This window comes from Curtobacterium sp. BNK-1, from assembly GCF_048685235.1.
In the GTDB taxonomy this organism is placed as follows: domain Bacteria; phylum Pseudomonadota; class Gammaproteobacteria; order Enterobacterales; family Enterobacteriaceae; genus Pantoea; species Pantoea agglomerans.
The window spans coordinates 2,031,719-2,052,717 of sequence record NZ_JBLQTJ010000001.1 but is presented as its reverse complement, the minus strand read 5'-3'; the positions used below and the strand labels follow the sequence as shown (position 1 = coordinate 2,052,717).

19 protein-coding genes are annotated in these 20,999 nt (G+C 55.3%); 8 read left to right on the top strand and 11 right to left on the bottom strand.

Features of this window, described 5'->3' with window-relative positions; genetic code table 11:
- Positions 1-551: 551 nt before the first annotated feature.
- Both adhP and ACMGGP_RS09755 read left to right on the top strand, forming a co-directional pair.
- Complete coding sequence (gene adhP / locus ACMGGP_RS09760; protein ID WP_061901374.1) at positions 552-1,574, top strand: alcohol dehydrogenase AdhP; 1,023 nt, start codon at positions 552-554, stop codon at positions 1,572-1,574.
- A gap of 213 nt (positions 1,575-1,787) precedes the next feature.
- Positions 1,788-1,925, top strand: coding sequence for a hypothetical protein (locus ACMGGP_RS09755; RefSeq protein WP_010258717.1), 138 nt, complete (start codon positions 1,788-1,790; stop codon positions 1,923-1,925).
- A 97-nt stretch (positions 1,926-2,022) separates the two neighbouring features.
- On the opposite strand, the gene ACMGGP_RS09750 is transcribed toward ACMGGP_RS09755, so the two are convergent.
- From ACMGGP_RS09750 to betI, 8 genes are all read right to left on the bottom strand, one after another.
- Positions 2,023-2,208: a hypothetical protein gene (locus ACMGGP_RS09750; RefSeq protein WP_010258724.1), complete on the bottom strand. Its 186-nt coding sequence runs from the start codon at positions 2,206-2,208 to the stop codon at positions 2,023-2,025.
- 102 nt (positions 2,209-2,310) lie between these two features.
- Positions 2,311-2,571, bottom strand: coding sequence for a hypothetical protein (locus ACMGGP_RS09745; RefSeq protein WP_341575107.1), 261 nt, complete (start codon positions 2,569-2,571; stop codon positions 2,311-2,313).
- A 179-nt stretch (positions 2,572-2,750) separates the two neighbouring features.
- On the bottom strand, positions 2,751-3,893 hold the full coding sequence (locus ACMGGP_RS09740; RefSeq protein WP_010258734.1) for an acyltransferase family protein: 1,143 nt from the start codon (positions 3,891-3,893) through the stop codon (positions 2,751-2,753).
- Positions 3,894-4,093: 200 nt separating this feature from the next.
- Positions 4,094-4,423: a multidrug/spermidine efflux SMR transporter subunit MdtI gene (mdtI, locus tag ACMGGP_RS09735; RefSeq protein ID WP_010258739.1), complete on the bottom strand. Its 330-nt coding sequence runs from the start codon at positions 4,421-4,423 to the stop codon at positions 4,094-4,096.
- Entirely contained in the window at positions 4,410-4,760 is a 351-nt protein-coding gene (gene mdtJ, locus ACMGGP_RS09730; RefSeq protein ID WP_263054062.1) for a multidrug/spermidine efflux SMR transporter subunit MdtJ, read from the bottom strand. Before mdtJ ends, mdtI begins: the two co-directional genes overlap by 14 nt.
- A gap of 429 nt (positions 4,761-5,189) precedes the next feature.
- A complete protein-coding gene (gene betA / locus ACMGGP_RS09725) occupies positions 5,190-6,872 on the bottom strand; it encodes a choline dehydrogenase (RefSeq protein WP_010258743.1) in 1,683 nt (560 codons plus the stop codon).
- Between the two features lie 23 nt (positions 6,873-6,895).
- Positions 6,896-8,368 (bottom strand): betaine-aldehyde dehydrogenase, encoded by a 1,473-nt coding sequence (gene betB / locus ACMGGP_RS09720; protein ID WP_010670776.1) that lies wholly within the window; start codon positions 8,366-8,368, stop codon positions 6,896-6,898.
- A gap of 14 nt (positions 8,369-8,382) precedes the next feature.
- Complete coding sequence (gene betI, locus ACMGGP_RS09715; RefSeq protein ID WP_010258750.1) at positions 8,383-8,976, bottom strand: transcriptional regulator BetI; 594 nt, start codon at positions 8,974-8,976, stop codon at positions 8,383-8,385.
- Positions 8,977-9,231: 255 nt separating this feature from the next.
- Here betI and ACMGGP_RS09710 point away from each other — a divergent pair, with 255 nt between their 5' ends.
- The 4 genes from ACMGGP_RS09710 to ACMGGP_RS09695 all read left to right on the top strand — a co-directional run bounded on the left by ACMGGP_RS09710 (position 9,232) and on the right by ACMGGP_RS09695 (position 14,029).
- A complete protein-coding gene (locus tag ACMGGP_RS09710; protein WP_122888807.1) occupies positions 9,232-11,262 on the top strand; it encodes a choline transporter in 2,031 nt (676 codons plus the stop codon).
- 141 nt (positions 11,263-11,403) lie between these two features.
- Positions 11,404-12,753, top strand: coding sequence for an MFS transporter (locus ACMGGP_RS09705; RefSeq protein ID WP_033757897.1), 1,350 nt, complete (start codon positions 11,404-11,406; stop codon positions 12,751-12,753).
- 135 nt (positions 12,754-12,888) lie between these two features.
- Positions 12,889-13,101: a DUF1272 domain-containing protein gene (locus ACMGGP_RS09700; protein ID WP_132499946.1), complete on the top strand. Its 213-nt coding sequence runs from the start codon at positions 12,889-12,891 to the stop codon at positions 13,099-13,101.
- Between the two features lie 280 nt (positions 13,102-13,381).
- Complete coding sequence (locus ACMGGP_RS09695; protein WP_187493160.1) at positions 13,382-14,029, top strand: metallophosphoesterase; 648 nt, start codon at positions 13,382-13,384, stop codon at positions 14,027-14,029.
- 1 nt (position 14,030) lies between these two features.
- Here ACMGGP_RS09695 and rsmF read toward each other — a convergent pair whose 3' ends face one another.
- The 3 genes from rsmF to yebS form a co-directional block, all read right to left on the bottom strand.
- Positions 14,031-15,458: a 16S rRNA (cytosine(1407)-C(5))-methyltransferase RsmF gene (gene rsmF, locus ACMGGP_RS09690; protein WP_200869008.1), complete on the bottom strand. Its 1,428-nt coding sequence runs from the start codon at positions 15,456-15,458 to the stop codon at positions 14,031-14,033.
- 162 nt (positions 15,459-15,620) lie between these two features.
- Positions 15,621-18,254 (bottom strand): PqiB family protein, encoded by a 2,634-nt coding sequence (locus ACMGGP_RS09685; RefSeq protein WP_010258767.1) that lies wholly within the window; start codon positions 18,252-18,254, stop codon positions 15,621-15,623.
- Complete coding sequence (gene yebS, locus ACMGGP_RS09680) at positions 18,223-19,467, bottom strand: membrane integrity lipid transport subunit YebS (RefSeq protein WP_022625536.1); 1,245 nt, start codon at positions 19,465-19,467, stop codon at positions 18,223-18,225. The genes ACMGGP_RS09685 and yebS overlap by 32 nt, the downstream gene beginning before the upstream one ends.
- Positions 19,468-19,681: 214 nt before the next feature.
- On the opposite strand from yebS, the gene ACMGGP_RS09675 reads away from it, so the two are divergent.
- Positions 19,682-20,182 carry a free L-methionine (R)-S-oxide reductase MsrC gene (locus ACMGGP_RS09675; protein WP_010258773.1) on the top strand — a complete coding sequence of 167 codons (501 nt, stop codon included), beginning with the start codon at positions 19,682-19,684 and terminating at the stop codon, positions 20,180-20,182.
- 96 nt (positions 20,183-20,278) lie between these two features.
- Positions 20,279-20,980: an RNA chaperone ProQ gene (proQ, locus tag ACMGGP_RS09670; protein ID WP_010258776.1), complete on the top strand. Its 702-nt coding sequence runs from the start codon at positions 20,279-20,281 to the stop codon at positions 20,978-20,980.
- The last annotated feature ends 19 nt before the right edge of the window (positions 20,981-20,999 follow it).

Sequence of the window (20,999 nt, the reverse complement as noted above, 5' to 3'; positions counted from 1 at the left end):
GCCATTGAAAATTTTTACTGAAAAATTCGGGCGTAGAATGGATTTTAATTCAGTATTTTTCGTACATGCTATATTCGACGCGGCAGTATCAGCACCTGTACTGCCAATGAGGGGAAAATTGCTGATGCTCTATATGGGATTCTGAATAAATGAAGCGTGCTATTTTATGGCTGATTCATTCATTTTTCTATTTAGTCCCTGCTGCAGTTATTGTGGCTGGCGTGTATATCTTCATCTGCTTTGTTCCGCAGTATGCAGCACTTCTTAGTTTTGCATGGGTTATCGTAGTTTCTTATGTGTATATTAAATTTAACAGATGGTATTGATAAAATCCTGACATATTAGTGAGCTTAAAATTTGAGTGGAAAAGCGAACGCAAAATAACCCTACTAGCTTAAGGTGCCCGGCCTCACCCCCAAACCCACTTCCCTCTGCAAAATCTGCAAAAGCAGAAACAACCCTGCCAGCCTCGCACCCAAAGCTTACCTGTCATCTTGTCATCACCGCGGTTTGGCTTATCCTTAAAGCTTCAATCAAAAGGAGCATCGTTTATGAAAGCGGCAATTGCTAACAGTGAACACAAGGTTGAAGTGGTTGAGAAGACGCTACGTCCTCTCAAAACGGGCGAAGCACGGCTCAGGATGGAATGCTGTGGCGTATGCCATACCGATCTGCATGTGAAGAACGGGGATTTCGGTGATAAAACCGGCGTGACGCTGGGTCATGAAGGTATCGGTATTGTTGAGGAAGTCGCGCCAGATGTCACCTCACTCAAGCCTGGCGATCGTGCCAGCGTGGCATGGTTCTTTAAGGGCTGCGGGCACTGCCAATACTGCAACTCCGGTAACGAAACGCTCTGCAGAGAGGTCGTTAATGCCGGTTATACCGTCGATGGCGGTATGGCTGAAGAGTGTATCGTCGTTGCAGACTATTCGGTCAAAGTCCCCGACGGGCTTGATCCTTACGCCGCCAGTAGTGTCACCTGCGCCGGTGTCACCACCTATAAAGCGGTGAAAGTGTCCGAGGTAAAACCGGGTCAGTGGCTGGCGATTTACGGTCTTGGCGGGCTGGGAAACCTCGCTCTGCAATATGCGAAAAACGTCTTTAACGCCAAAGTGATCGCGGTTGATGTGAGCGATGGGCAACTGGCACTGGCGAAAGAGATGGGTGCCGACCTGGTCGTAAACTCTGCCAGCGAAGATGCGGCTCGCTTTATTCAGGAGCAAACCGGTGGGGCGCATGCGGCTGTGGTAACGGCGGTCGCCAAAGCAGCGTTTAACTCTGCTGTCGATGCGGTCAGGGCCGGTGGTCGGGTGGTGGCTGTCGGACTGCCGCCGGAAGCGATGAGCCTGAATATTCCACGTCTGGTGCTCGATGGCATTCAGGTAGTAGGATCGCTGGTCGGGACGCGTAACGATCTGGCGGAAGCTTTCCAGTTTGCGGCAGAAGGGAAGGTGGTGCCGAAGGTGACCAAAAGGAAGATTGGTGAGGTCAATGCCATCTTCGATGAGATGATTCAGGGCAAGATCCGCGGCAGGATGGTAATCGACTTTAGCGATCAGTCTGCTGAATAATCCGTGCTGATAATCGCAGAAGCCCGCGCCGTGCGGGCTTTTTTATGCTTGTAAGGCCAGTTCCCTCCCTCTGAATGCGTAAGAGCACATTCCGTTAAAGCATTAATAAGCGCGGCTTTATGTTTCATGATGTGATTTTCACTTGAACTTTACCGGTAACATTATAGTTTATGGGGTGAAGTCTGATTACACACATCTGAAGGAGGGTTATTTATGGCTAAGCATCACTTACTAAAATCCATTGAAATTGCAGCGATTGTGCTGTTTGTCCTGATACTGGCGTATCTGGCGGTTACCGGTCTGCTGTCATCAACTGGCGTTGATCACGCCTGGCCGTATCCCAGTAAGTAATTGAGTGCCGCACCAGGGAAATTATAAATAATATAAATAGATAACTGATCCTGATACAGGACATAAAAAACCCCGCAATCGCGAGGTTAATCAGAGTCTACACCAGGCTCACCGAAAGCAGAGTCAGCTCTTCGGTTTCCAGCGACAGGCTTTTTTTGGTTTCGAACATAAAGGCTTCCAGCGCCTCCTCGACATCGTCGCCCTCGATAAAGGCGTGAGTCGTGACATGATTTTCACCTTTGGGCTTAATCACGTAAGAAACAAACCACTTCTTCTTTTGCATAATGCTTATCCTCTTCTGAATAGGTAAATGCCGCACACCGGCAATACTGAGCTTTCCCGCCAGCAGTTCAGCGGAACATATACGGGTTCGGTCTGACAAAGACTAATCGAGCGGGGCCGGATGTAGCAGGTCGATCACGTCGTCAATTTCATTGCTGGCCGCATGACGATCAAGGGCAACCGCATAGTAGCGTCCCTTGCGGTAGTGCTTTGTTACCGCCACCCGATGGCCGGTATCGCTGTCAGCTTCACCGCCGGTCAGGGTCTGCAGGTGGGGCGGGATAACCAGCTCACTTTCGAGTTGTTCTGCTTCAATGATCACTGCGCCACCGTCGGTGGATAGCAGCAGATGCTGAATGCTCATGTTCTCTCCTCTGAGTCAGATTGCTAACCGGCAAAGTGTAGTTCACCTCAGCGGGTGTGCTGGCGACGGGCTTAATCAATGCCTGAGCAGGCTCGTTATCACAGCCAATTGCGCTTTTCCTGGCAAAAAAAAGCCCCGAAGTCGGGGCTTTTAAAAACAGAAGGGCCTGCCTTAAAAACTCAGCTGGTCTGATCGGCCAGCTTCGGCTTCAGCACGCGCTTACCAATCTGAATGCCGGGCTTCTCAACATACTTATAGAGTAAAGAGGCCAGCGCATAGGTCACCGGGATGGCAGAGACGCAGACAATCAGGAAGCGCATCATGTCGCTCTTAAACTCGATGTCGGTGTGATTGAGCAGCAGTGCGATCAGCGGGATTACAATCAGCAGATGCAGCAGGTAGACCGAAAACGACACGTCGCCCAGCCAGGTGCTGAGACGGTTGTTCAGCAGCTTACGCGGCAGAGCAATCAGCGTTGCCATCAGGCTGCCCTGCGGGTATTGCCACAGAATCGCCGTCATACCGACGATCATCAGCGCCTCCATAATCACCTGCAGCTTAATCGCACCCAGGCCCATCGCCACGCTGGCGACCGGGCCGAGCAGCGCAAAGGCGACGTAGAGCAGGGATTTACGGCGGATCGCCTCGGCCAGCAGCATGCCCGACAGGAACATATTCAGCTTTATCAGGATCATTGAAGGCATCTCAAACGCCTCATAATAATCTGCCAGCACATACCGGCCAGCGCAGCAGAGCGCCATGATGCCAATCAGCGATGCGGCATAACCAAAGCGCAGCGTCACCAACATGATGAACGGGAACAGCAGATAGAACTGCATCTCCAGCCCGATGCTCCAGTCAGGCAGCACAGTATTAAAACCATATTCGGGCAGCAGGCCGAACAGGAAACTGAAGTGGGTCAGGATGTTTGCCAGCGACTGGTCGTTGTAACGCGACGACTCTGTGGCGGTGCCGGAATAGAAATGAGCAATGGTGTCACGCATCTCGCCAAACCACGGGCCATAAATCAGGGCGATGATTAACAGCAGATAGTAGAGCGGGGCGATGCGGAAGAAGCGCCGGATCCAGAACTTCTTGATGGTCTCTGTGCTCTGCCACGGCTCTTTCTGCTGACGCTCGACGTAGTTTTTCGCCATCAGATAACCCGATAACAGAATAAACAGATCGACCCCAATGCCAGGGGATGAAATAAGCGTGATATGGCAATGAACCAGTAAGCTGATATGGCCAACTAATACCCAGAGAGAAGCGATGCCGCGTAATCCCTCCAGCTCCGTAGACCAACCTCGTGTTGCAGACATAACTATTCCTCGTTTTTATCCGACCTTCGGCGCTCACTAAGCCTCAAGGCAACAGATATGTAAACGGGCCTTTACAAAAGTAAGAAGATTCCGAGCACAGGTAAGAGGAAAAAATCAATCGAAACAGGGCGGGAAAGCACAGTAAGCTAAGGGCGTGCAGCGGCACACCCTTAATCAATATCACTGATTGAGAGGGCCGATCAGGCCAGTTTTAACAGGATCATACCGGCCAGCAACAGGGTCAGACCGGCCCAGCCTTTGCGGTTCAGCCGCTGGCCAAACAACACCCATCCGGCCGCGACAGTAGCGATAATCCCAAAACCGCCCCAGACCGCATAGGCGATCGAGAGATCGATACCTTTGACCGCCTGAGCGAGTGCGCTGAATGCGAGCAGGACACAGCAAAGTGAAAGCAGACCGTACAGCGGTTTCTTAAACCCATCAGAATATTTAAGGAATATGTTGGCGGCAATTTCCAGCACGATAGCCAGCGCCAGCCAGGACGCATGAACAAGATCAGCGATGAGCATGATTAACCTCCGCTGATGATTGGGTGCCGGTTTTGATCAACACAATTCCGACGATCAGCATCACCAGCCCACAGATTTTCAGCGCTGACAGCGTTTCACCAAACAGCTGCACGCTGAATAACGTAATCAGCATGATGCCGATACCTTCCCACAGCGCATAAGCCACGCCCAGGGCGATACGTTTAATGGCGAAACTCAGCAGAATATAAGAACAGGCAATCATGCCCAGCATCATCAGGTAGCCGGAATGGCTGCCATTGAGGCTGGACCATTTCATAAAAAGGGTACCAATAATTTCAGTAACAATAGCGAGTGATAATAAAACCCAGGCGCGCATGGGTGCTCTCCAGCAACGATAAAGGACGACCTGCAACAACGCACAATGTGCGGGCAGACTCAGAACAGTTCGAAGTGGTGAGGGGACTACAGGGCGTTACGCCAGTGCTGATCGGCGGCGTTCCAGCCAGAAAGGCAAGAGGGGGAATGCAGGGGGTTTGACATGAACATTCTGCTCATAAAATTTACAACACATCCACATTGTTGCTTCTCATCAGTGGACGGATAGTGCCTCCGGTTAAATAGACGCTGGATTTATAGCATTCTGCACATCACCAAATCAACAGCAGATGCTGCTTTGTTTGATGTCTGTTAAGGTTTGATGATTTGAAAAGGGTGACGTGTGGAAAAGGATGTGTGGTAAACCGTAATGAAAAAAATAGCCGGGCAATAAAAGTGCCCGGCTATTATTAAGTGACGGTGTCACTAATTATTCAGCGCGCTGCGGAACCGTGCGAACGGGTGCATCACCCGCGACATAGTAAGCGGCGGTGCTGCGTGGCAACGGATCGCGTCCACGAATCTTATCGGCAATTTTCTCGCCAATCATGATAGTGGTGGCGTTCAGGTTACCGGTGATGATCAGCGGCATAATTGACGCATCGACCACACGTAAGCCTTCCAGTCCATGCACACGACCTTCGCCATCAACGACGGACATCGGGTCGTTACCCATCTTACAGGTGCCGCACGGGTGATAAGCGGTTTCGCCGTGGTTACGCACGAACTCATCCAGCTGCTCATCTGTCTGGCAATCCAGTCCCGGACTGATTTCACGGCCACGGTACTTGTCCAGCGCCGGCTGATTAATGATCTGGCGCGTGATGCGAATCGCATCGCGGAACTCATGCCAGTCCTGCTCATGCGACATGTAGTTAAACAGAATGGCCGGATGACGACGCGGATCGCGTGACTTCAGGCGTACATGACCGCGGCTTGGAGAACGCATCGAGCCAACGTGACACTGGAAGCCGTGGGCATCAACCGCGTTGGAACCGTTGTAGTTAATCGCCACCGGCAGGAAGTGATACTGAATGTTCGGCCAGCTGAACTCTTCGCGGCTGCGGATAAAGCCACCCGCTTCAAACTGGTTGCTGGCACCAATACCGGTGCCGTTAAACATCCACTCCGCACCAATTTTCGGCTGATTCCACCACTTCAGAGCCGGATAGATTGAGACCGGTTCTTTACACTCATACTGAAGATACATCTCCAGATGGTCCTGCAGGTTTTCACCCACGCCCGGCAGGTCGTGAACCAGCGGGATGTCGAACTGTTTCAGCAGCTCTGGAGAACCCACGCCAGAACGCTGCAGGATCTGCGGCGAGGCGATAGCGCCGGCACACAGCAGCACTTCACGGCGCGCGGTCACTTTGTTGATGGTGTTGCTGTCGCCCTGCAGGTACTCCACGCCGACCGCACGCTTGCCATCGAAGATGATGCGATCGGTGGTGGCATGCGTGATGATCTTCAGGTTGGCGCGGCCTTTGGCCATATCGAGATAGCCACGCGCGGTGCTGGAGCGACGACCGTTTGGTGTGACGGTACGATCCATCGGACCGAAACCTTCCTGCTGATAGCCATTAAGGTCGTCAGTGCGCGGATAACCCGCCTGCACGCCCGCCTCAATCATCGCTTCAAACAGCACGTTATTGCCCGCTTTAGGCGTTGCAACACACACCGGGCCGTCGCCGCCGTGGAAATCGTTCGGGCCAATATCGCGGGTTTCCGCTTTACGATAGTAAGGCAGGCAGTCCAGATAGCTCCAGTTCTCCAGCCCAGGTTCGCTGGCCCAGTTATCGAGATCCATCGCGTTGCCGCGGATATAACACATGCCGTTAATCAGTGATGAACCGCCCAGACCTTTGCCGCGACCACACTCCATGCGGCGATTGTTCATGTAAGGCTCTGGCTCGGTTTCATAAGCCCAGTTATAGCGCTTGCCCTGTAACGGGAAGGCGAGGGCCGCAGGCATCTGGGTGCGAAAATCAAAGCGGTAATCCGGGCCGCCCGCTTCCAGCAACAGTACGCTCACGTTGCTCTCTTCGGTCAGACGGGTAGCCAGAACGTTTCCTGCGGATCCGGCTCCAATAATAATGTAATCAAATTCCATTCATCGTTCCTCAGGTTAAGTGATTAAAAAACTGACTGAAAACGCGTCAGCTCAACCTGCACGGACTTCACCTGGGTGTAGCTCTGCAGCGTCATCAGGCCATTCTCACGGCCAATGCCGGAGTGCTTGTAACCCCCCACTGGCATCTCTGCGGCCGATTCGCCCCAGGTATTAATCCAGCAGATACCTGCTTCGATCTGATGAATCACGCGGTGCGCCTTATTGAGATCCTGCGTCACCAGTCCGGCGGCCAGACCAAATTCGGTGTCGTTGGCGCGGCGGATCACTTCTTCTTCACTTTCATAGCTCAGGATCGACATGACCGGTCCGAAGATCTCTTCACGCACAATCTTCATCTCATCACGGCAGTCGGTGAATACGGTTGGTGCAACCCAGGCACCCTGGTCGAAATCGCCACCGGTCAGACGTTTGCCGCCGCACAGTACGCGTGCGCCTTCAGCGATGCCGGATTCGATATAACGCATCACATTGTCGCGATGGCTGAAGCTGACCAGCGGACCAAAGTTGGTCGCCGGGTCACGCAGATCGCCTGCCTGAATGCGGGCAACGCGTTCGCTGATTTTCGCCTCGAATGCGGCCTGCAGTTTTGCAGGAATAAAGACGCGGGTGCCGTTGGTGCAGACCTGACCGGAGCTGTAGAAGTTCGCCATCATGGCGATGTCGGCGGCCAGATCGAGATCGGCATCATCAAAGATGATCAGCGGTGATTTACCACCCAGTTCCATGGTGACCTCTTTCAGCGTTGAACCTGCTGCATTGGCCATCACTTTTTTGCCGCTGACGACGCCACCGGTAAAGGAGACTTTGTCGATGCCAGGATGCTCAGTGAGCAACTGACCGGTGACCGAACCGATGCCCGGCAGCACGTTGAACACGCCATCCGGCAGGCCCGCTTCGGTGTAAATTTCCGCCAGCTTCAGGGCAGTGAGCGGGGTCATTTCACTCGGTTTGAAAATCATCGCGTTACCCGCTGCCAGCGCGGGCGCGGATTTCCACAGGGCGATCTGAATCGGGTAGTTCCAGGCACCGATACCGGCTACTACGCCCAGCGGTTCGCGGCGGGTGTAAACAAAAGAGGTTTCGCGCAGTGGGATCTGCTGACCTTCCAGCGCCGGAACCAGACCGGCGTAATACTCCAGTACGTCTGCGCCGGTGACAATATCGACCGCTGAGGTTTCGCTGTAAGGCTTACCGGTATCGAGCATTTCCAGCTCTGCCAGCTCATCATTACGCTCACGCAGAATATCGACGGCGCGACGCAGGATGCGCGAGCGCTCCATGGCGGTCATCGCGGCCCAGACTTTCTGGCCTTTTCTGGCGGCAGCAACGGCGCGATTGACATCTTCCTGGCCGGCGGCATGAACCTCTGCCAGCACTTCGCCGTTGACCGGGTTTATCGTCTGGAACGTTTCGCCAGACGCTGCGGCAACATAAGCGCCATCGATGTAGAGTTTCTGCTCGGTGAATCGGGACATGTTTTCTCCTTCCGTTATTCGTGCTCGCCAGCCAGTTGCTGACGGATGAATTGGGTGGTCAGTGTGAGGGCGATGACCGGATTAAATGGCTTACCGCTCAGCGCGGCGCGCAGCCACAGACCATCTATCAGGGCAGCCAGCCCGTGTGCGGCCAGACGTGCCTTCTCCAGCGGTAGTTCACGCCGGAATTCGACCACCAGCGTTGAGTAGAGCCGCCGGCTGCTGACCCGCTCCAGGCGATTAAGCTGGGGCTGATGCATGCTGCTCGACCAGAAGTCGAGCCAGGCTTTCATCACTGCCGTGTGCACCTGGGTATCATCAAAATTACCCTCAACGATGGCACACAACCGCTGTTCTGCAGAGGCACCGGCCAGCGGTTCTAACCGCGACAGTACCGCCTCCCGCAGTTGACGCGTCACATCACGCATCGTGGCTTCCAGTAAGCCGTTCTTGTCCTTGAAATAGTGACTGATGATGCCGGTGGATACCCCCGCCCGACGGGCGATCTGGGCGATAGTGGCATCATTAATCCCCACTTCATTAATCGTGCTCAGGGTCGCATCAATCAGTTGCCGACGACGTATCGGCTGCATCCCTACCTTTGGCATAGCTCCAGCTCCACCCTCAAATCGAGCCCCTATTTAAACTTTTTTTGATTGCACGTTCAATATAAAAAGAAACTTTGTTAGGATGCTGTTCTTTAAATGTAGCGAAAGCGAAACGGCAATGAGTGCTAAAATAGGCTGGTTTGCCTGAGCGATTAACAGGAAGTGACAGAACGAAACAGGGCCGCAAGGCCGGAAAGCCGTGGACGGCAAGACTTATCCATTGCGTATTTTCAGGACATTAACCAGAGGTAACCGATGAATAATCCACCTGCCGGTGAAAAAGACAGACTCAATCCCGTTGTATTTTATACCTCTGCCGGATTGATTCTGACGTTTTCACTCGTGACGATTCTCTACAGTGAGCTGGCCGCGAGCTGGATCCTCAAGGCGGTAAACTGGGTTTCCGCCACCTTCGGCTGGTACTACATGCTGGCTGCCACGCTCTATATTGTTTTTGTGTTGTATATGGCCTGCTCGCGCTTTGGTTCGATTAAGCTCGGGCCGGAGCACTCCAAACCCGAGTTCAGCGTCCTTAGCTGGTCCGCCATGCTGTTCGCCGCCGGCATCGGCATCGACCTGATGTTCTTCTCAGTCGCCGAGCCGGTGACGCAGTATATGCAGCCGCCGGAGGGGGCAGGGCAGACGATGGAAGCGGCTCGCCAGGCGATGGTCTGGACGCTGTTCCACTACGGACTGACCGGCTGGTCAATGTATGCGTTGATGGGCATCGCGCTGGGCTACTTCAGCTATCGCTATAACCTGCCGCTGACCATCCGTTCCGCGCTCTATCCCATCTTTGGTAAACGCATCTATGGCCCGATTGGCCACACCGTAGATATCGCCGCCGTGGTCGGCACCATCTTTGGTATCGCCACCACGCTCGGCATCGGGGTTGTGCAGCTTAACTATGGCCTCAAAGTGCTGTTTGATATCCCGGAAGGCCTGACCGCGCAGGCCGCGCTGATTGTCCTCTCCGTGGTGATCGCCACCATTTCTGTTACGTCAGGCGTCGATAAAGGGATTCGTTTTCTCTCTGAGCTGAACGTGGTGATGGCGCTGGGCCTGATTCTGTTTGTGCTGTTCTTCGGCAACACCGAGTTCCTGCTGAATGCGCTGGTGCTGAACGTCGGGGATTACATCAACCGCTTCATGGGCATGACGCTCAATACCTTTGCCTTTGATCGTCCGACCCAGTGGATGAACAGCTGGACGCTCTTCTTCTGGGCGTGGTGGGTGGCCTGGTCGCCATTCGTCGGCCTGTTCCTGGCGCGTATCTCACGTGGTCGTACCATCCGTGAGTTCGTGCTGGGCACGCTGATTATTCCGTTCACCTTTACGCTGTTGTGGCTGTCAGTGTTCGGTAATGCCGCGCTGTATCAGATCATTCACGGCAATACGGAGTTTGCGCAGGAAGTGATGAACCATGCGGAGCGCGGCTTCTACAGCCTGCTGGCGCAGTATCCGGCGTTTAAACTCAGCGCCTCGGTCGCGACGATCACCGGTATGCTGTTCTACGTCACCTCGGCGGATTCCGGCTCACTGGTGCTGGGTAACTTCACCTCGCGCCTGAAAGACATCAACAGTGATGCACCGAACTGGCTGCGTATCTTCTGGTCTGTGGCGATTGGGGTACTGACCCTGAGCATGCTGATGACCAACGGTATCACTGCCTTGCAGAACACTACGGTGATCATGGGGCTGCCGTTCAGCTTTGTTATCTTCTTTGTCATGGCGGGGCTGTTTAAATCCCTGAAGATTGAAGATCACCGTCGGGCCAGCGCCACGCGCGACACCGCGCCCTATCTGGCTCATGCGACCGATCGCCTGACCTGGAAGAAGCGACTGTCGCGCCTGATGAACTACCCTGGCTCGCGTTATACCCAGCAGATGATGGAAAAAACCATCTATCCGGCGATGCAGGAAGTGGCGAAAGAGCTGGAGCTGCGGGATGGCCGGGTCACGCTGGAGAGCGTTGAGGCGGATGAAAGCAACCCGATTGGCTATCTGGATCTGCGCGTCCATCTGGGCGAGGAGCAGGACTTTATCTATCAGGTCTGGCCGCAGCAATATTCGATTCCGGGCTTTACCTATCGCGCCCGCAGCGGTAAATCGACCTACTACCGGCTGGAAACCTTCCTGATGGAAGGCAGCCAGGGTAATGACTTAATGGATTACAGCAAAGAGCAGGTGATCATCGACATACTGGATCAGTATGAGCGACACCTGAACTTCATCCATCTCAACCGTGAAGCGCCGGGCAGCAACATCAGCTTCCCAAGCGCTTAAATCAGGGCCCGTCAGTGAGCAATTGCTGGCGGGCTTTTTTTTCGCTACCGTCGTCATGAACAATACCGCTTCACCTGCCGAAATCGACTATCTTTAGGGCTTTGCTGGCCTGATGCCTGAAAAGCGTAGACAGGGAGTCATATGGGAAAAATATTCAGTACGTTTCTGCCGCTCTATACCACTACGCTTCTGATGCTGCTGGGTTCCGGTTTACTGACTACCTACGTTTCGTTGCGGCTGGCCAGTGAGCAGGTTAATGGTGCGCTGATCGGCGCGATTATTGCGGCCAACTATATCGGGCTGGTGATTGGCGGCAAAGTGGGGCACAACCTGATTGCCCGCGTCGGCCATATCCGTGCCTACGTGGCCTGTGCCGGGATCATTACCGCCTCGGTTGTAGGTCACGGGCTGACGGACTTTATTCCGCTGTGGGTCTTTCTGCGTCTGATTATCGGGCTCTGCATGATGTGCCAGTACATGGTGCTGGAGAGCTGGCTCAACGATCAGGCGGAATCTTCCCAGCGCGGCATGATTTTCGGCCTCTATATGGTCGCCACCTACCTTGGACTCAGTGGCGGACAGGTGATACTGAGCCTGCAATCGGGGTTTGGCGTGAGCACGCTGCTGATTGTGGCGCTCTGTTTCGCGCTCTGTCTGGTGCCGATTGCACTGACCACCCGCACTCACGTCCGGCCCATGACACCGGCGCCGATGGAACTGGGCTATTTTATCCGCACCATTCCCAAACTGCTCGGCACCACCCTGGTGACCGGCATGGCGATTGGCGCGTTCTATGGCCTGGCACCAGTTTATGGCAGCAGCAAAGGCTTCACCACCAGCCAGACCGGTTATTTTATGAGTCTCACGATTTTTGCCGGACTGGTGTCGCAGTTTCCGCTGAGCTGGCTCTCTGACCGCTACGACCGCCAGCGGCTGTTATTCATTATTGCCATGCTCTTTGCCGTGGCCTGCGTGCCGCTGGTGGTGCTGCCACATCTGACCTTCCACTGGATGATTGGCATCGCTTTTGCCGCCAGCATGATGCAGTTTGCGCTCTATCCGTTGCAGGTGGCGCTGGCCAACGATCAGGTCGCCGCCGATCGTCGTGTCTCGTTAACCGCCTGTCTGCTGATGGCGTTTGGTATTGGCGCCAGTATCGGCCCGCTGGTGGTCGGTGCGCTGATGCAGCCGCTGGGCAGTAATATGCTCTATCTCTTCTTTATGCTCTGTGCGCTGGTGATTGGCGGACTGAGTTATGTGCGTGCGCCGGGTCCGCTTCCGACGACCGAAGTACCGTTGCCGCATGTGGTGATGCCTGACAGTCTGGCGACCTCGCCACTGGGTGCCGCGCTGATCCCGACGCTGGAAGAGGAGGTGATTCATGCGTCGATGGGCGGTCAGGAGCCGGAAGAGGAGAGTGCTGAGTTCGATGGCACAGCTGACGAAGAGGATTTGCCCGATGACCTTCCTGAGGATCAGCGGCACAAATAGCAGCGGCAAAGCACCGCTGACTGCACCATTAAAGCAGGATGTCCGGATCTGACACACTCTTGTCCGGTTGCTGGCTCGACATTGGGGTCAGCAACCGCGAAGCTGGCGCATACCGCTTTTTTGAGGAGTCACACCATGCTGGAACTTCGCCCCAATTGTGAACGCTGCGACGTTGATCTGCCGCCATCTTCTCTGTCGGCACGCATCTGCTCGTTTGAATGCACGTTCTGCGCTGACTGTGCTGAGCATCTCACTCATCTTTGCCCCAACTGCGGCGGTGAGCTGGTGCGCCGCCCGGTGCGTCCGGCAGAGAAACTGCAGAAATATCCTGCTAAAATGCGTAGCTGATCCCAAATGACTACAGATATGGTGGGGGCAGAATAGCCTGTCGCGCCTGATCGCTTTATGATGTATTTCGTCCCTGACAGAGCTACCACCTTTACTGAGTGCCGGAGATAAGCGCCGGGAGGGACGTACCTTTTATCTCTCTTTAATCGCTTCGCCCGACCCCTTGCACCCTTTCAGCCAGCCTCCTTTGCATTCTGCTTGCCAGCGCGTCATGCCATTACAGGGTCAGCCCTGACTATACTCTGAAGATGTTTTCAGCAGACAAAGGCCGGGTGCAGCGATGTATTACCAATCCCTGAATGGCGCAGCGTGGCGACGGATCTGGGTGGTCGGCGATCTGCATGGCTGCCGCCGCGAACTGGATGCGCTATTGCAGCAGCATCAGTTTGACCTGCAGCAGGACTTACTGATTTCGGTGGGGGATATCATCGATCGCGGTCCCGACAGCCTGGGTTGTCTGGCGCTGCTGGAGGAGCCCTGGTTTCGCTGCGTGCGGGGGAATCATGAGGAGATGGCGCTTTCAGCACTACAGGGGCAGGAAATGGCGCTCTGGCAGATGAACGGTGGCGACTGGTTCTTTCGGCTGCGTGGTGCAGCGTTGATTGCGGCGCGTCACGCGTTGCAGCGTTGCCGTGAGCTGCCGCTGATTCTCCATCTTCAGCTTGATGAGCGAATTATTGTGATTGCTCATGCTGATTACCCGGCCCGGGAATATGCGTTGAATAAGCCACTCGACTGGCAGCAGGTGGTCTGGAGCCGTCAGCGGCTGGAGGCGATGGAGTCAGGCGAACGGGCGGGCATCCGTGGCGCAGACGCCTTTTACTTCGGACACACGCCGCTGAAACAGTCGCTGACGATTGCCAATCTGCATTACATCGATACCGGCGCAGTGTTTGGCAATCATCTGACGATGCTGCAAATAAAGTGACTCAGCGGAACAGGCGTCCGTCGCGCACCAGCTCCCGCGGATAGCTGTTCTTGATACGGCTGCCGACTTTTTTAGCCAGCCCCAGCGGCTGCTGCTGATAAGTGACAATCATCTCATTACGGGTAGGTTCCGTTTCCGGGTAGATATCCCGGCCGCGATACCACTCTTCCGCCTCTGCTGCGGTGAGCTCAAAAGTCTGCGCCGCATCCGGTTTTGCCAGCGCAATTACCGCTTCATGCTGCCAGCGATAGCCTTTAGCAAAGGTTTCTGCCAGCTTCAGGCCGATGCGCGAGAAGCGCACTTTGCCCAGCAGCGGGGTGACGGCCTTCGGGAACAGCCAGATCTCTTTATCACGCTGCCACAGCTCCAGCGACGCATCCCATTTAAGAGAGACAGCGGCGGCGGCCTGGGCTATCTCACTTTCCAGCTTGCGGCTGAGGTGGGAGAAGGGCAGTTTACCCACTTTGTAGCCCGGCAGCGGTAAGGGCTCGACCGACGCGGTTTTACGCAGCCGCGCAACGAAAAAGCCTTCGCTGTCGAACATCTGCGGGAAGACATGCAGATAGCCCTCGGGCGTCGCGGCCTGTCCGGCACCCTCAAACAGCCCATCGAGCGCTACAACCTCTACAGCGTCCGGATAGCGCTCCAGCAGCCAGGCAATGACCTGCTGATTCTCAATCTGATTCAGGGTGCAGGTGGAGTAAACCAGCGTGCCGCCGGGTTTGAGGGCGTGGAAGGCACTGTCGAGCAGATCGCGCTGGGTCGCGGCGATCTCATGCGTACTTGCCAGCGACCAGTTTTTCAGCGCATCAGCATCTTTGCGAATCACCCCTTCGCCGGAGCAGGGAGCGTCGAGCAGGATGGCGTCGAATTGTTCCGGCAGGGCTGGCCCGAAGACCCGCGCGTCAAAGTGCGTTAAGGCACTGTTGCTGACGCCGCAGCGGCTGATATTGGCGTGCAATACTTTAACCCGGCTGGAGGAGAATTCGTTAGCCAGGATAACGCCCTGATTGCCCATCCGCGCAGCAATCTGGGTCGTTTTAGAACCCGGTGCCGCCGCCATATCCATCACGGCGCTGACCTCTGGCTGGGCGTCAAACAGCGCGGTCACCGGCAGCATGGAGCTGGCCTCCTGAATGTAGAACAGGCCACTGAGATGCTCAGCCACGCTGCCCAGCGGCAGGCTCTCATCTTCCCGGCTGATCCAGAATCCCTCTTCGCACCACGGCACCGGCGTCAGCTTCCAGTCATAACGCGCGGTCTGACTCAGAAAGTCAGCCACGCTGATCTTCAGGGTATTGACGCGAATACTGCGGCGCAGGGGTTGCTGACTATACGCAATAAATTGCGCGAAGCTCGCCTCATCGGGCAGGCTCTGGCGAATTAACGAGAGAAAATCGGCGGGGAAAAGCGAAGAAGCATCAGACACGGGCACATTCCAGTTAAAGCAAAGCCGGCAGTGTATCATGAGGAAAGGAAACGGGCAGCCAGGCTGCCCGTTTGAGGGAGTGAATAAGGCGTATGATCCCTGAGCCGGTGCTGACTTTAAACGCCTAAAAGGGCAGAACAGTCTGCCCGTTTGAGATAGCCTTTAGCGCGGAGACGGGATCGCCGTTCCCCAGTTACGCCAATCTTTCGGTGCTTCATCCTGCAGCAGGAAATGTTTATCCGGATTCGCCTGCGGCGCCAGCGGCACCGTCGGCGGCGTCGCAAACTGAATGCCACCGCGAATAAACTGCTGGAATGTCCCGGTTTTCACTACGCCACCCACCAGACCGAAGTCCAGGTTATAGCCGGATGCCAGCCAGAACACCGAGTTATTACGCACCAGATGCTGGTACTTCTTACTGATGCGAAGGGCGATCTGCACACGATCCGCCATATTACCCAGTGAGGTGCCGGTCACGGTACCCACTTCCACACCACGGAACAGCACCGGCGTACCCAGCGACAATGAACCGGCCTCAGTGGCATCAACATAAATATTCAGGCCATTAAGGTAGCGGGAATCGGTAATGGTGCTCTCCTGCAGCTCAAACGTGCGCGCGGCGCCGCCTTTGCCTGGATCCACGTTGACGTAAGGCTGCAACAGGGTTTCCAGATGATTCACGCCGGTAGCGGAAATCTCCGGTGAGACCACCGAGAAACGGCTGCCGAGACGGGCGAAATCGTTCACATACTCCGGATAGAGCACCGCTTTCGCCACCACCTGATTGTTATCTTTGCTTAACGACAGTGACTCCACCTGGCCGACATTAATACCCAGGTAACGAATCGGCATCCCGGCAGAGAGCTTGCTGGCGTCATAGGTGTGCAGCGTAATCTGGCTACCCACCGCGCGGGCGGCGGTTTCAGACGGATAGAGGACGCGTTTGGCCCCTTTGGCCGACTGCGCACCACTCATATTGTCGAAACTGATCGCGCCTTTCAGCGCGCGGTTAAGCGGCGATGCCTGCACCGTCAGGCCGCTGCCGTTAAGGCTGACGCGTGCGCCACCCTCAGCCCAGAACACGCTTTCGCTGGTCAGCAGCTTGCGATATTCCGGCTGAATATGTACCGCAATATCAAAGGCGTCAGCGCGCGGCGTGACTTTGACAATCTCACCCACCTGAAATTTGCGGTAAAGCACGACAGAGCCGGCCTGCACGTCAGGCAGACTGTTGGCGGTCAGCATCAGCGTGGTAGAAGGGCCATCGCCGGTAATGCCTTCTTCCGCTTTTTCAGCATCGGCAAACAGCGGATAGGCACTTTTTGGCTCACCCTTTTTGCCCGGATCCAGCCGGATACCGCCATCCACCCATTCACGGGCGCTGGCACCTAATACCTGCATGCCATCAAGACCGAACTTCACATCCAGCCGACTGTTGACGATAAATTTGCTGTCGCCATGCACCAGATTACGATTTTCAGGATTGACCGCCACCACGAAATTCACGCCATTTTCATCCAGCGTACGCGACATCACCTGACCAATCTGCATGCCGTGCAGCATCAGCGGCTGGCCCTGATCGATACCATAGCTCTCTGGCGCGCTGAGTTTTACCGTCAGTACATTGGGCTTCTGCAGCAGAGTCTCATTGGACGCCAGCACGGTGTAGTGCTGCTGCGGCTCGCCTTCACCTGGCACCAGTTCCAGCGTGTTGCCGGTCAGTAGCGCGCTGAGGCTGGTATCCGTCAGGCTGATTTTCGGACTGTGCATCTCAATGCGGGTGCCGCTGCGCATCAGACCGACAACAGAGGGATCGATGGTCAGCTCGCCGGTGACCTTGCCGCCATCCTGCAGGTTCAGTTTGGTCAGTGTGCCGACTTCCAGTCCCTGATACATCAGCGGGGTGCTGCCCGCCTTGAGATTGTTGCCGTTAGGCAGATCCAGCGTGATCTGCACGCCGCGCTGACTATGCGCCAGATCGGGATAGAGCCGGTAATTCTGCTCAGCTTTGGCCGTTTCCGCACCCTGTGGCGAGTCAAACGCGATCGCACCATTGACCAGCGCCGCCAGACTCTCCAGCTGCACTTTAGCCCCGCTCAGGCTGACGTCAGCATTCATGCCTGACACATTCCAGAAACGGCTGTTGGTTTTCACCAGATTGATAAAGCGACGGTCAATCAGCACATCAATCGACACGCCATCGGATTTGCTGTTAATGCTGTAGTCATAGACCCGGCCAACAGGAATTTTGCGGTAATAGACCAGCGAGCCGGTGTTGAGCGAGCCGAGATCGGGCGCATGCAGATGGATCATCAATTCGCCGGTATTCACCCGATATTTGGGCTGCGTATCCAGCGCGGTAAACGACTCGCTGGGTTTACCTTTACCTGGCATCATCCCGATGTAGTTACCACCGACCAGCGCATCCAGCCCCGACACACCCGCCAGCGAGGCTTTAGGCGTCACCAGCCAGAACTGCGTATCTTCACGCAGCGCATCGCGCATGTCGCTCTTGATGCTGGCTTTAATCTGAATGCTGCGATAATCATCACTGAGATTAATGCCCTGCACGGTGCCCACTTCCACGCCCTGATAGCGGATCGGGGTGCGACCCGGCACGATACCATCCGCCGTCTGGAAATTGATGGTGATGGTGGTGCCGCGCTCCTGATAATTGGTCCAGAGCAGCCAGCAGGCGATCAGCATCGCAATAATCGGCAGCAGCCAGAAGGGCGAAATTTTGCGCTTATTGCGCAGCGTTGCGTTAGTCGGTGTAGTCGGCGTTTCCTGTTGCATGTGCATCCCAGAGCAGGCGGCTGTCCAGCCACTCAACAGACATAATGGTCAGGATGACGGCCGCGCCAAAAAACAGCGCCGCCGGTCCCATGGTAAAAGCCAGCAGCTGATCACGGTTGACCAGCGACATGGTTAACGAAATGACAAACAGATCGAGCATTGACCAGCGGCCAACCCAGGTGACAAACCGCAGCAAGCGGATGCGGGTTCTCAGCCCCTGTTCACAGCGAAAATGAATGCTGAGCAGCAGCGTCAGCATCACCAGCACCTTGATAAACGGCACCAGAATACTGGCGATAAAAACAATCGCCGCCACCGGAATATTGCCTTCGCCCAGCCCCAGGATGCCGGAGAAGATGGTGTCCTCACGCCGTGAGCCATTAAGATAGACCACGGAGATCGGCATCAGATTCGCGGGGATTAACAGCACAATTGATGCGATGAGCGCGGCCCAGGATTTCTGCAGGCTGTGGCGGCGTCGGAAGTCGAGCGGCGTGTGACAACGCGGGCAGCGGCCCCGTTCATCGGGTATGCTGGTGTTGTGACAGTTCAGGCAGACCTGCATATCGTCACGGGCCATATTGCCAGGCGTCTGTGGGTAGAAATGCTCCCACAGCTGCTCCATATTCAGATGGATCAGTGTCAGCACGCTCAGCACCGTCAGGGCGATGTAAGCCGCCAGCCCGTAGCCAATCTCAAGCGAAGCATAGTCCTGCACTTTAATTGACGCCACGGCGATGCCGATCAGATAGATATCGAGCATCACCCACTCTTTCAGCTTCTCCAGCATCAGCAGCACGGGACGCAGGTTCATGCCCAGCCGGTGGCCGATACCGAGATAACAGATACCCGCCACCAGCGTCACCGGCGCGCCGATGGTGCAGAACGCCACCATTGAGGCCGTCAGTACATCACCCTGCTGGGTCATCTGGATGATGCCTTCCAGTACGCTGGCATTGATGCGCATGCCAAGCAGCCGGATATCTACCAGCGGCAGGGAGAAAGCAAAGGGCATTAACACAATCATGGTGGCGGCCATCGCCATAAGACGGGTCATCGGCCAGTCGCGACCACTGAGAATTTCGGCGTTACAGCGTGGGCAATGTGCCGACTGATGAGATTTCACATCCGGTAAGGAAAAAAGGGTATCGCATTGCGGGCAACGCTGATAACGTGCGTGAGGCAATGTCTGGCTGATAGCGTGAATTTTCATAGGGTGATGCAATCTTCGCTCTTCAGAAGTAACAGATATCGGTCATAAAGACATTGTCTGTGTGCCTGTCTCGGGCATCACGCTTCGATCCACAGAATGCTAAGGGTATAGCAACTAACGCTATGATTCACCTTGTGGCTCTGGATATTTAAAACTTATTTTTAACGAACGGTCTTTAATGCCCCGTTCAGATGTCATTGGTAACGGTTAAATAATGAACAAAACTGCCTTTTACGCCGATTTGAATCGCGATATGCGCGCCTTACTGGCGGGAGAAACGGCGTTCCTCGCCGCGATGGGAAACTTTAGCGCGCTGCTGTACGAACGTCTCGATGGCGTGAACTGGGCTGGTTTCTACCTGCTGACGGAAGCGGATACGCTGGTGCTGGGCCCGTTCCAGGGCAAAATCGCCTGTGTGCGCATTCCGGTCGGTAAAGGTGTGTGTGGCACGGCGCTGGCAGAAGAAAAAGTGCAACGCGTAGATGATGTGCATGCCTTCCCGGGCCACATCGCCTGTGACGCTGCCAGCAATGCTGAGATTGTGATTCCTCTGAAAGTGAATGGCACTGTGGTTGGGGTGCTGGACATCGACAGCGTGGCGTACAATCGCTTTGACAGCGACGACGAATCGGGGCTGGTCACACTGACTGATGGGCTTTGTGAAGTGCTTGCGAACAGCGACTTAGAAAAATATCTGCAGCTGACGCGCAGCTAATCGACTGGATCACATGGCATTTAGCGATGTTGTCATTATAATGTCGCCTGTTCATGCCTGCGCTGGTCGGCAAACCCGTTGTAATCAGGAAATTTCATGGAAAATCAACCTAAGTTGAATAGCAGTAAAGAAGTCATCACTTTTCTGGCGGAGCGCTTTCCGCACTGCTTTAGCGCTGAAGGTGAAGCGCGTCCGCTCAAAATCGGTATCTTTCAGGATCTGGTCGAGCGTGTTCAGGGCGAAATGGGTCTGAGCAAAACACAGCTGCGTTCCGCGCTGCGTCTCTATACGTCAAGCTGGCGTTATCTGTACGGCATCAAAGCTGGTGCTATCCGTGTCGATCTCGACGGTAACGCCTGTGGCGTGCTGGATGAGCAACACGTTGAGCATGCACGCAAGCAACTGGAAGAAGCGAAAGCACGCGTCCAGGCGCAGCGTGACCAGCAGCGCGCCGCGCGTCGTGAAGCAGGCGAAAGCGAAGAGGGCGCGGCACCGCGTCGTCCACGCAAGCCCGCGGCACGTAAGCCTGCAGAAGGCGAAGCCGCGCGTAAACCGCGTCCGCAGACTACTGCACCGCGTGCGACCGCCTCACAGCATCGCAAGCCAGCCCCACGTCCGGAGCAGGAAGCCCGACCCATCACTGATACCTCAACTTTGCAACCCGGCCAGAGTATTAAAGTTAAAGCAGGCAAAAGTGCGATGGACGCTACCGTTCTTGAAGTATCAAAAGACGGCGTTCGGGTCCAGCTCGCTTCCGGCATGGCAATGATTGTGCGCGCAGAACACTTGCAGTTCTGAAACGGAGGCTAACCCCGGC

Coding starts and splice junctions, on each gene's coding strand:
- ACMGGP_RS09675 (WP_010258773.1), top strand. CDS start 19,682: ATGAACAAAACTGCCTTTTACGCCGATTTGAATCGCGATATGCGCGCC.
- ACMGGP_RS09745 (WP_341575107.1), bottom strand. CDS start 2,571: ATGAGCATTCAGCATCTGCTGCTATCCACCGACGGTGGCGCAGTGATC.
- proQ (WP_010258776.1), top strand. CDS start 20,279: ATGGAAAATCAACCTAAGTTGAATAGCAGTAAAGAAGTCATCACTTTT.
- ACMGGP_RS09705 (WP_033757897.1), top strand. CDS start 11,404: ATGGGAAAAATATTCAGTACGTTTCTGCCGCTCTATACCACTACGCTT.
- ACMGGP_RS09710 (WP_122888807.1), top strand. CDS start 9,232: ATGAATAATCCACCTGCCGGTGAAAAAGACAGACTCAATCCCGTTGTA.
- ACMGGP_RS09695 (WP_187493160.1), top strand. CDS start 13,382: ATGTATTACCAATCCCTGAATGGCGCAGCGTGGCGACGGATCTGGGTG.
- betA (WP_010258743.1), bottom strand. CDS start 6,872: ATGGAATTTGATTACATTATTATTGGAGCCGGATCCGCAGGAAACGTT.
- mdtJ (WP_263054062.1), bottom strand. CDS start 4,760: ATGCGCGCCTGGGTTTTATTATCACTCGCTATTGTTACTGAAATTATT.
- ACMGGP_RS09700 (WP_132499946.1), top strand. CDS start 12,889: ATGCTGGAACTTCGCCCCAATTGTGAACGCTGCGACGTTGATCTGCCG.
- betI (WP_010258750.1), bottom strand. CDS start 8,976: ATGCCAAAGGTAGGGATGCAGCCGATACGTCGTCGGCAACTGATTGAT.
- ACMGGP_RS09685 (WP_010258767.1), bottom strand. CDS start 18,254: ATGCAACAGGAAACGCCGACTACACCGACTAACGCAACGCTGCGCAAT.
- yebS (WP_022625536.1), bottom strand. CDS start 19,467: ATGAAAATTCACGCTATCAGCCAGACATTGCCTCACGCACGTTATCAG.
- ACMGGP_RS09755 (WP_010258717.1), top strand. CDS start 1,788: ATGGCTAAGCATCACTTACTAAAATCCATTGAAATTGCAGCGATTGTG.
- ACMGGP_RS09750 (WP_010258724.1), bottom strand. CDS start 2,208: ATGCAAAAGAAGAAGTGGTTTGTTTCTTACGTGATTAAGCCCAAAGGT.
- betB (WP_010670776.1), bottom strand. CDS start 8,368: ATGTCCCGATTCACCGAGCAGAAACTCTACATCGATGGCGCTTATGTT.
- ACMGGP_RS09740 (WP_010258734.1), bottom strand. CDS start 3,893: ATGTCTGCAACACGAGGTTGGTCTACGGAGCTGGAGGGATTACGCGGC.
- adhP (WP_061901374.1), top strand. CDS start 552: ATGAAAGCGGCAATTGCTAACAGTGAACACAAGGTTGAAGTGGTTGAG.
- mdtI (WP_010258739.1), bottom strand. CDS start 4,423: ATGCTCATCGCTGATCTTGTTCATGCGTCCTGGCTGGCGCTGGCTATC.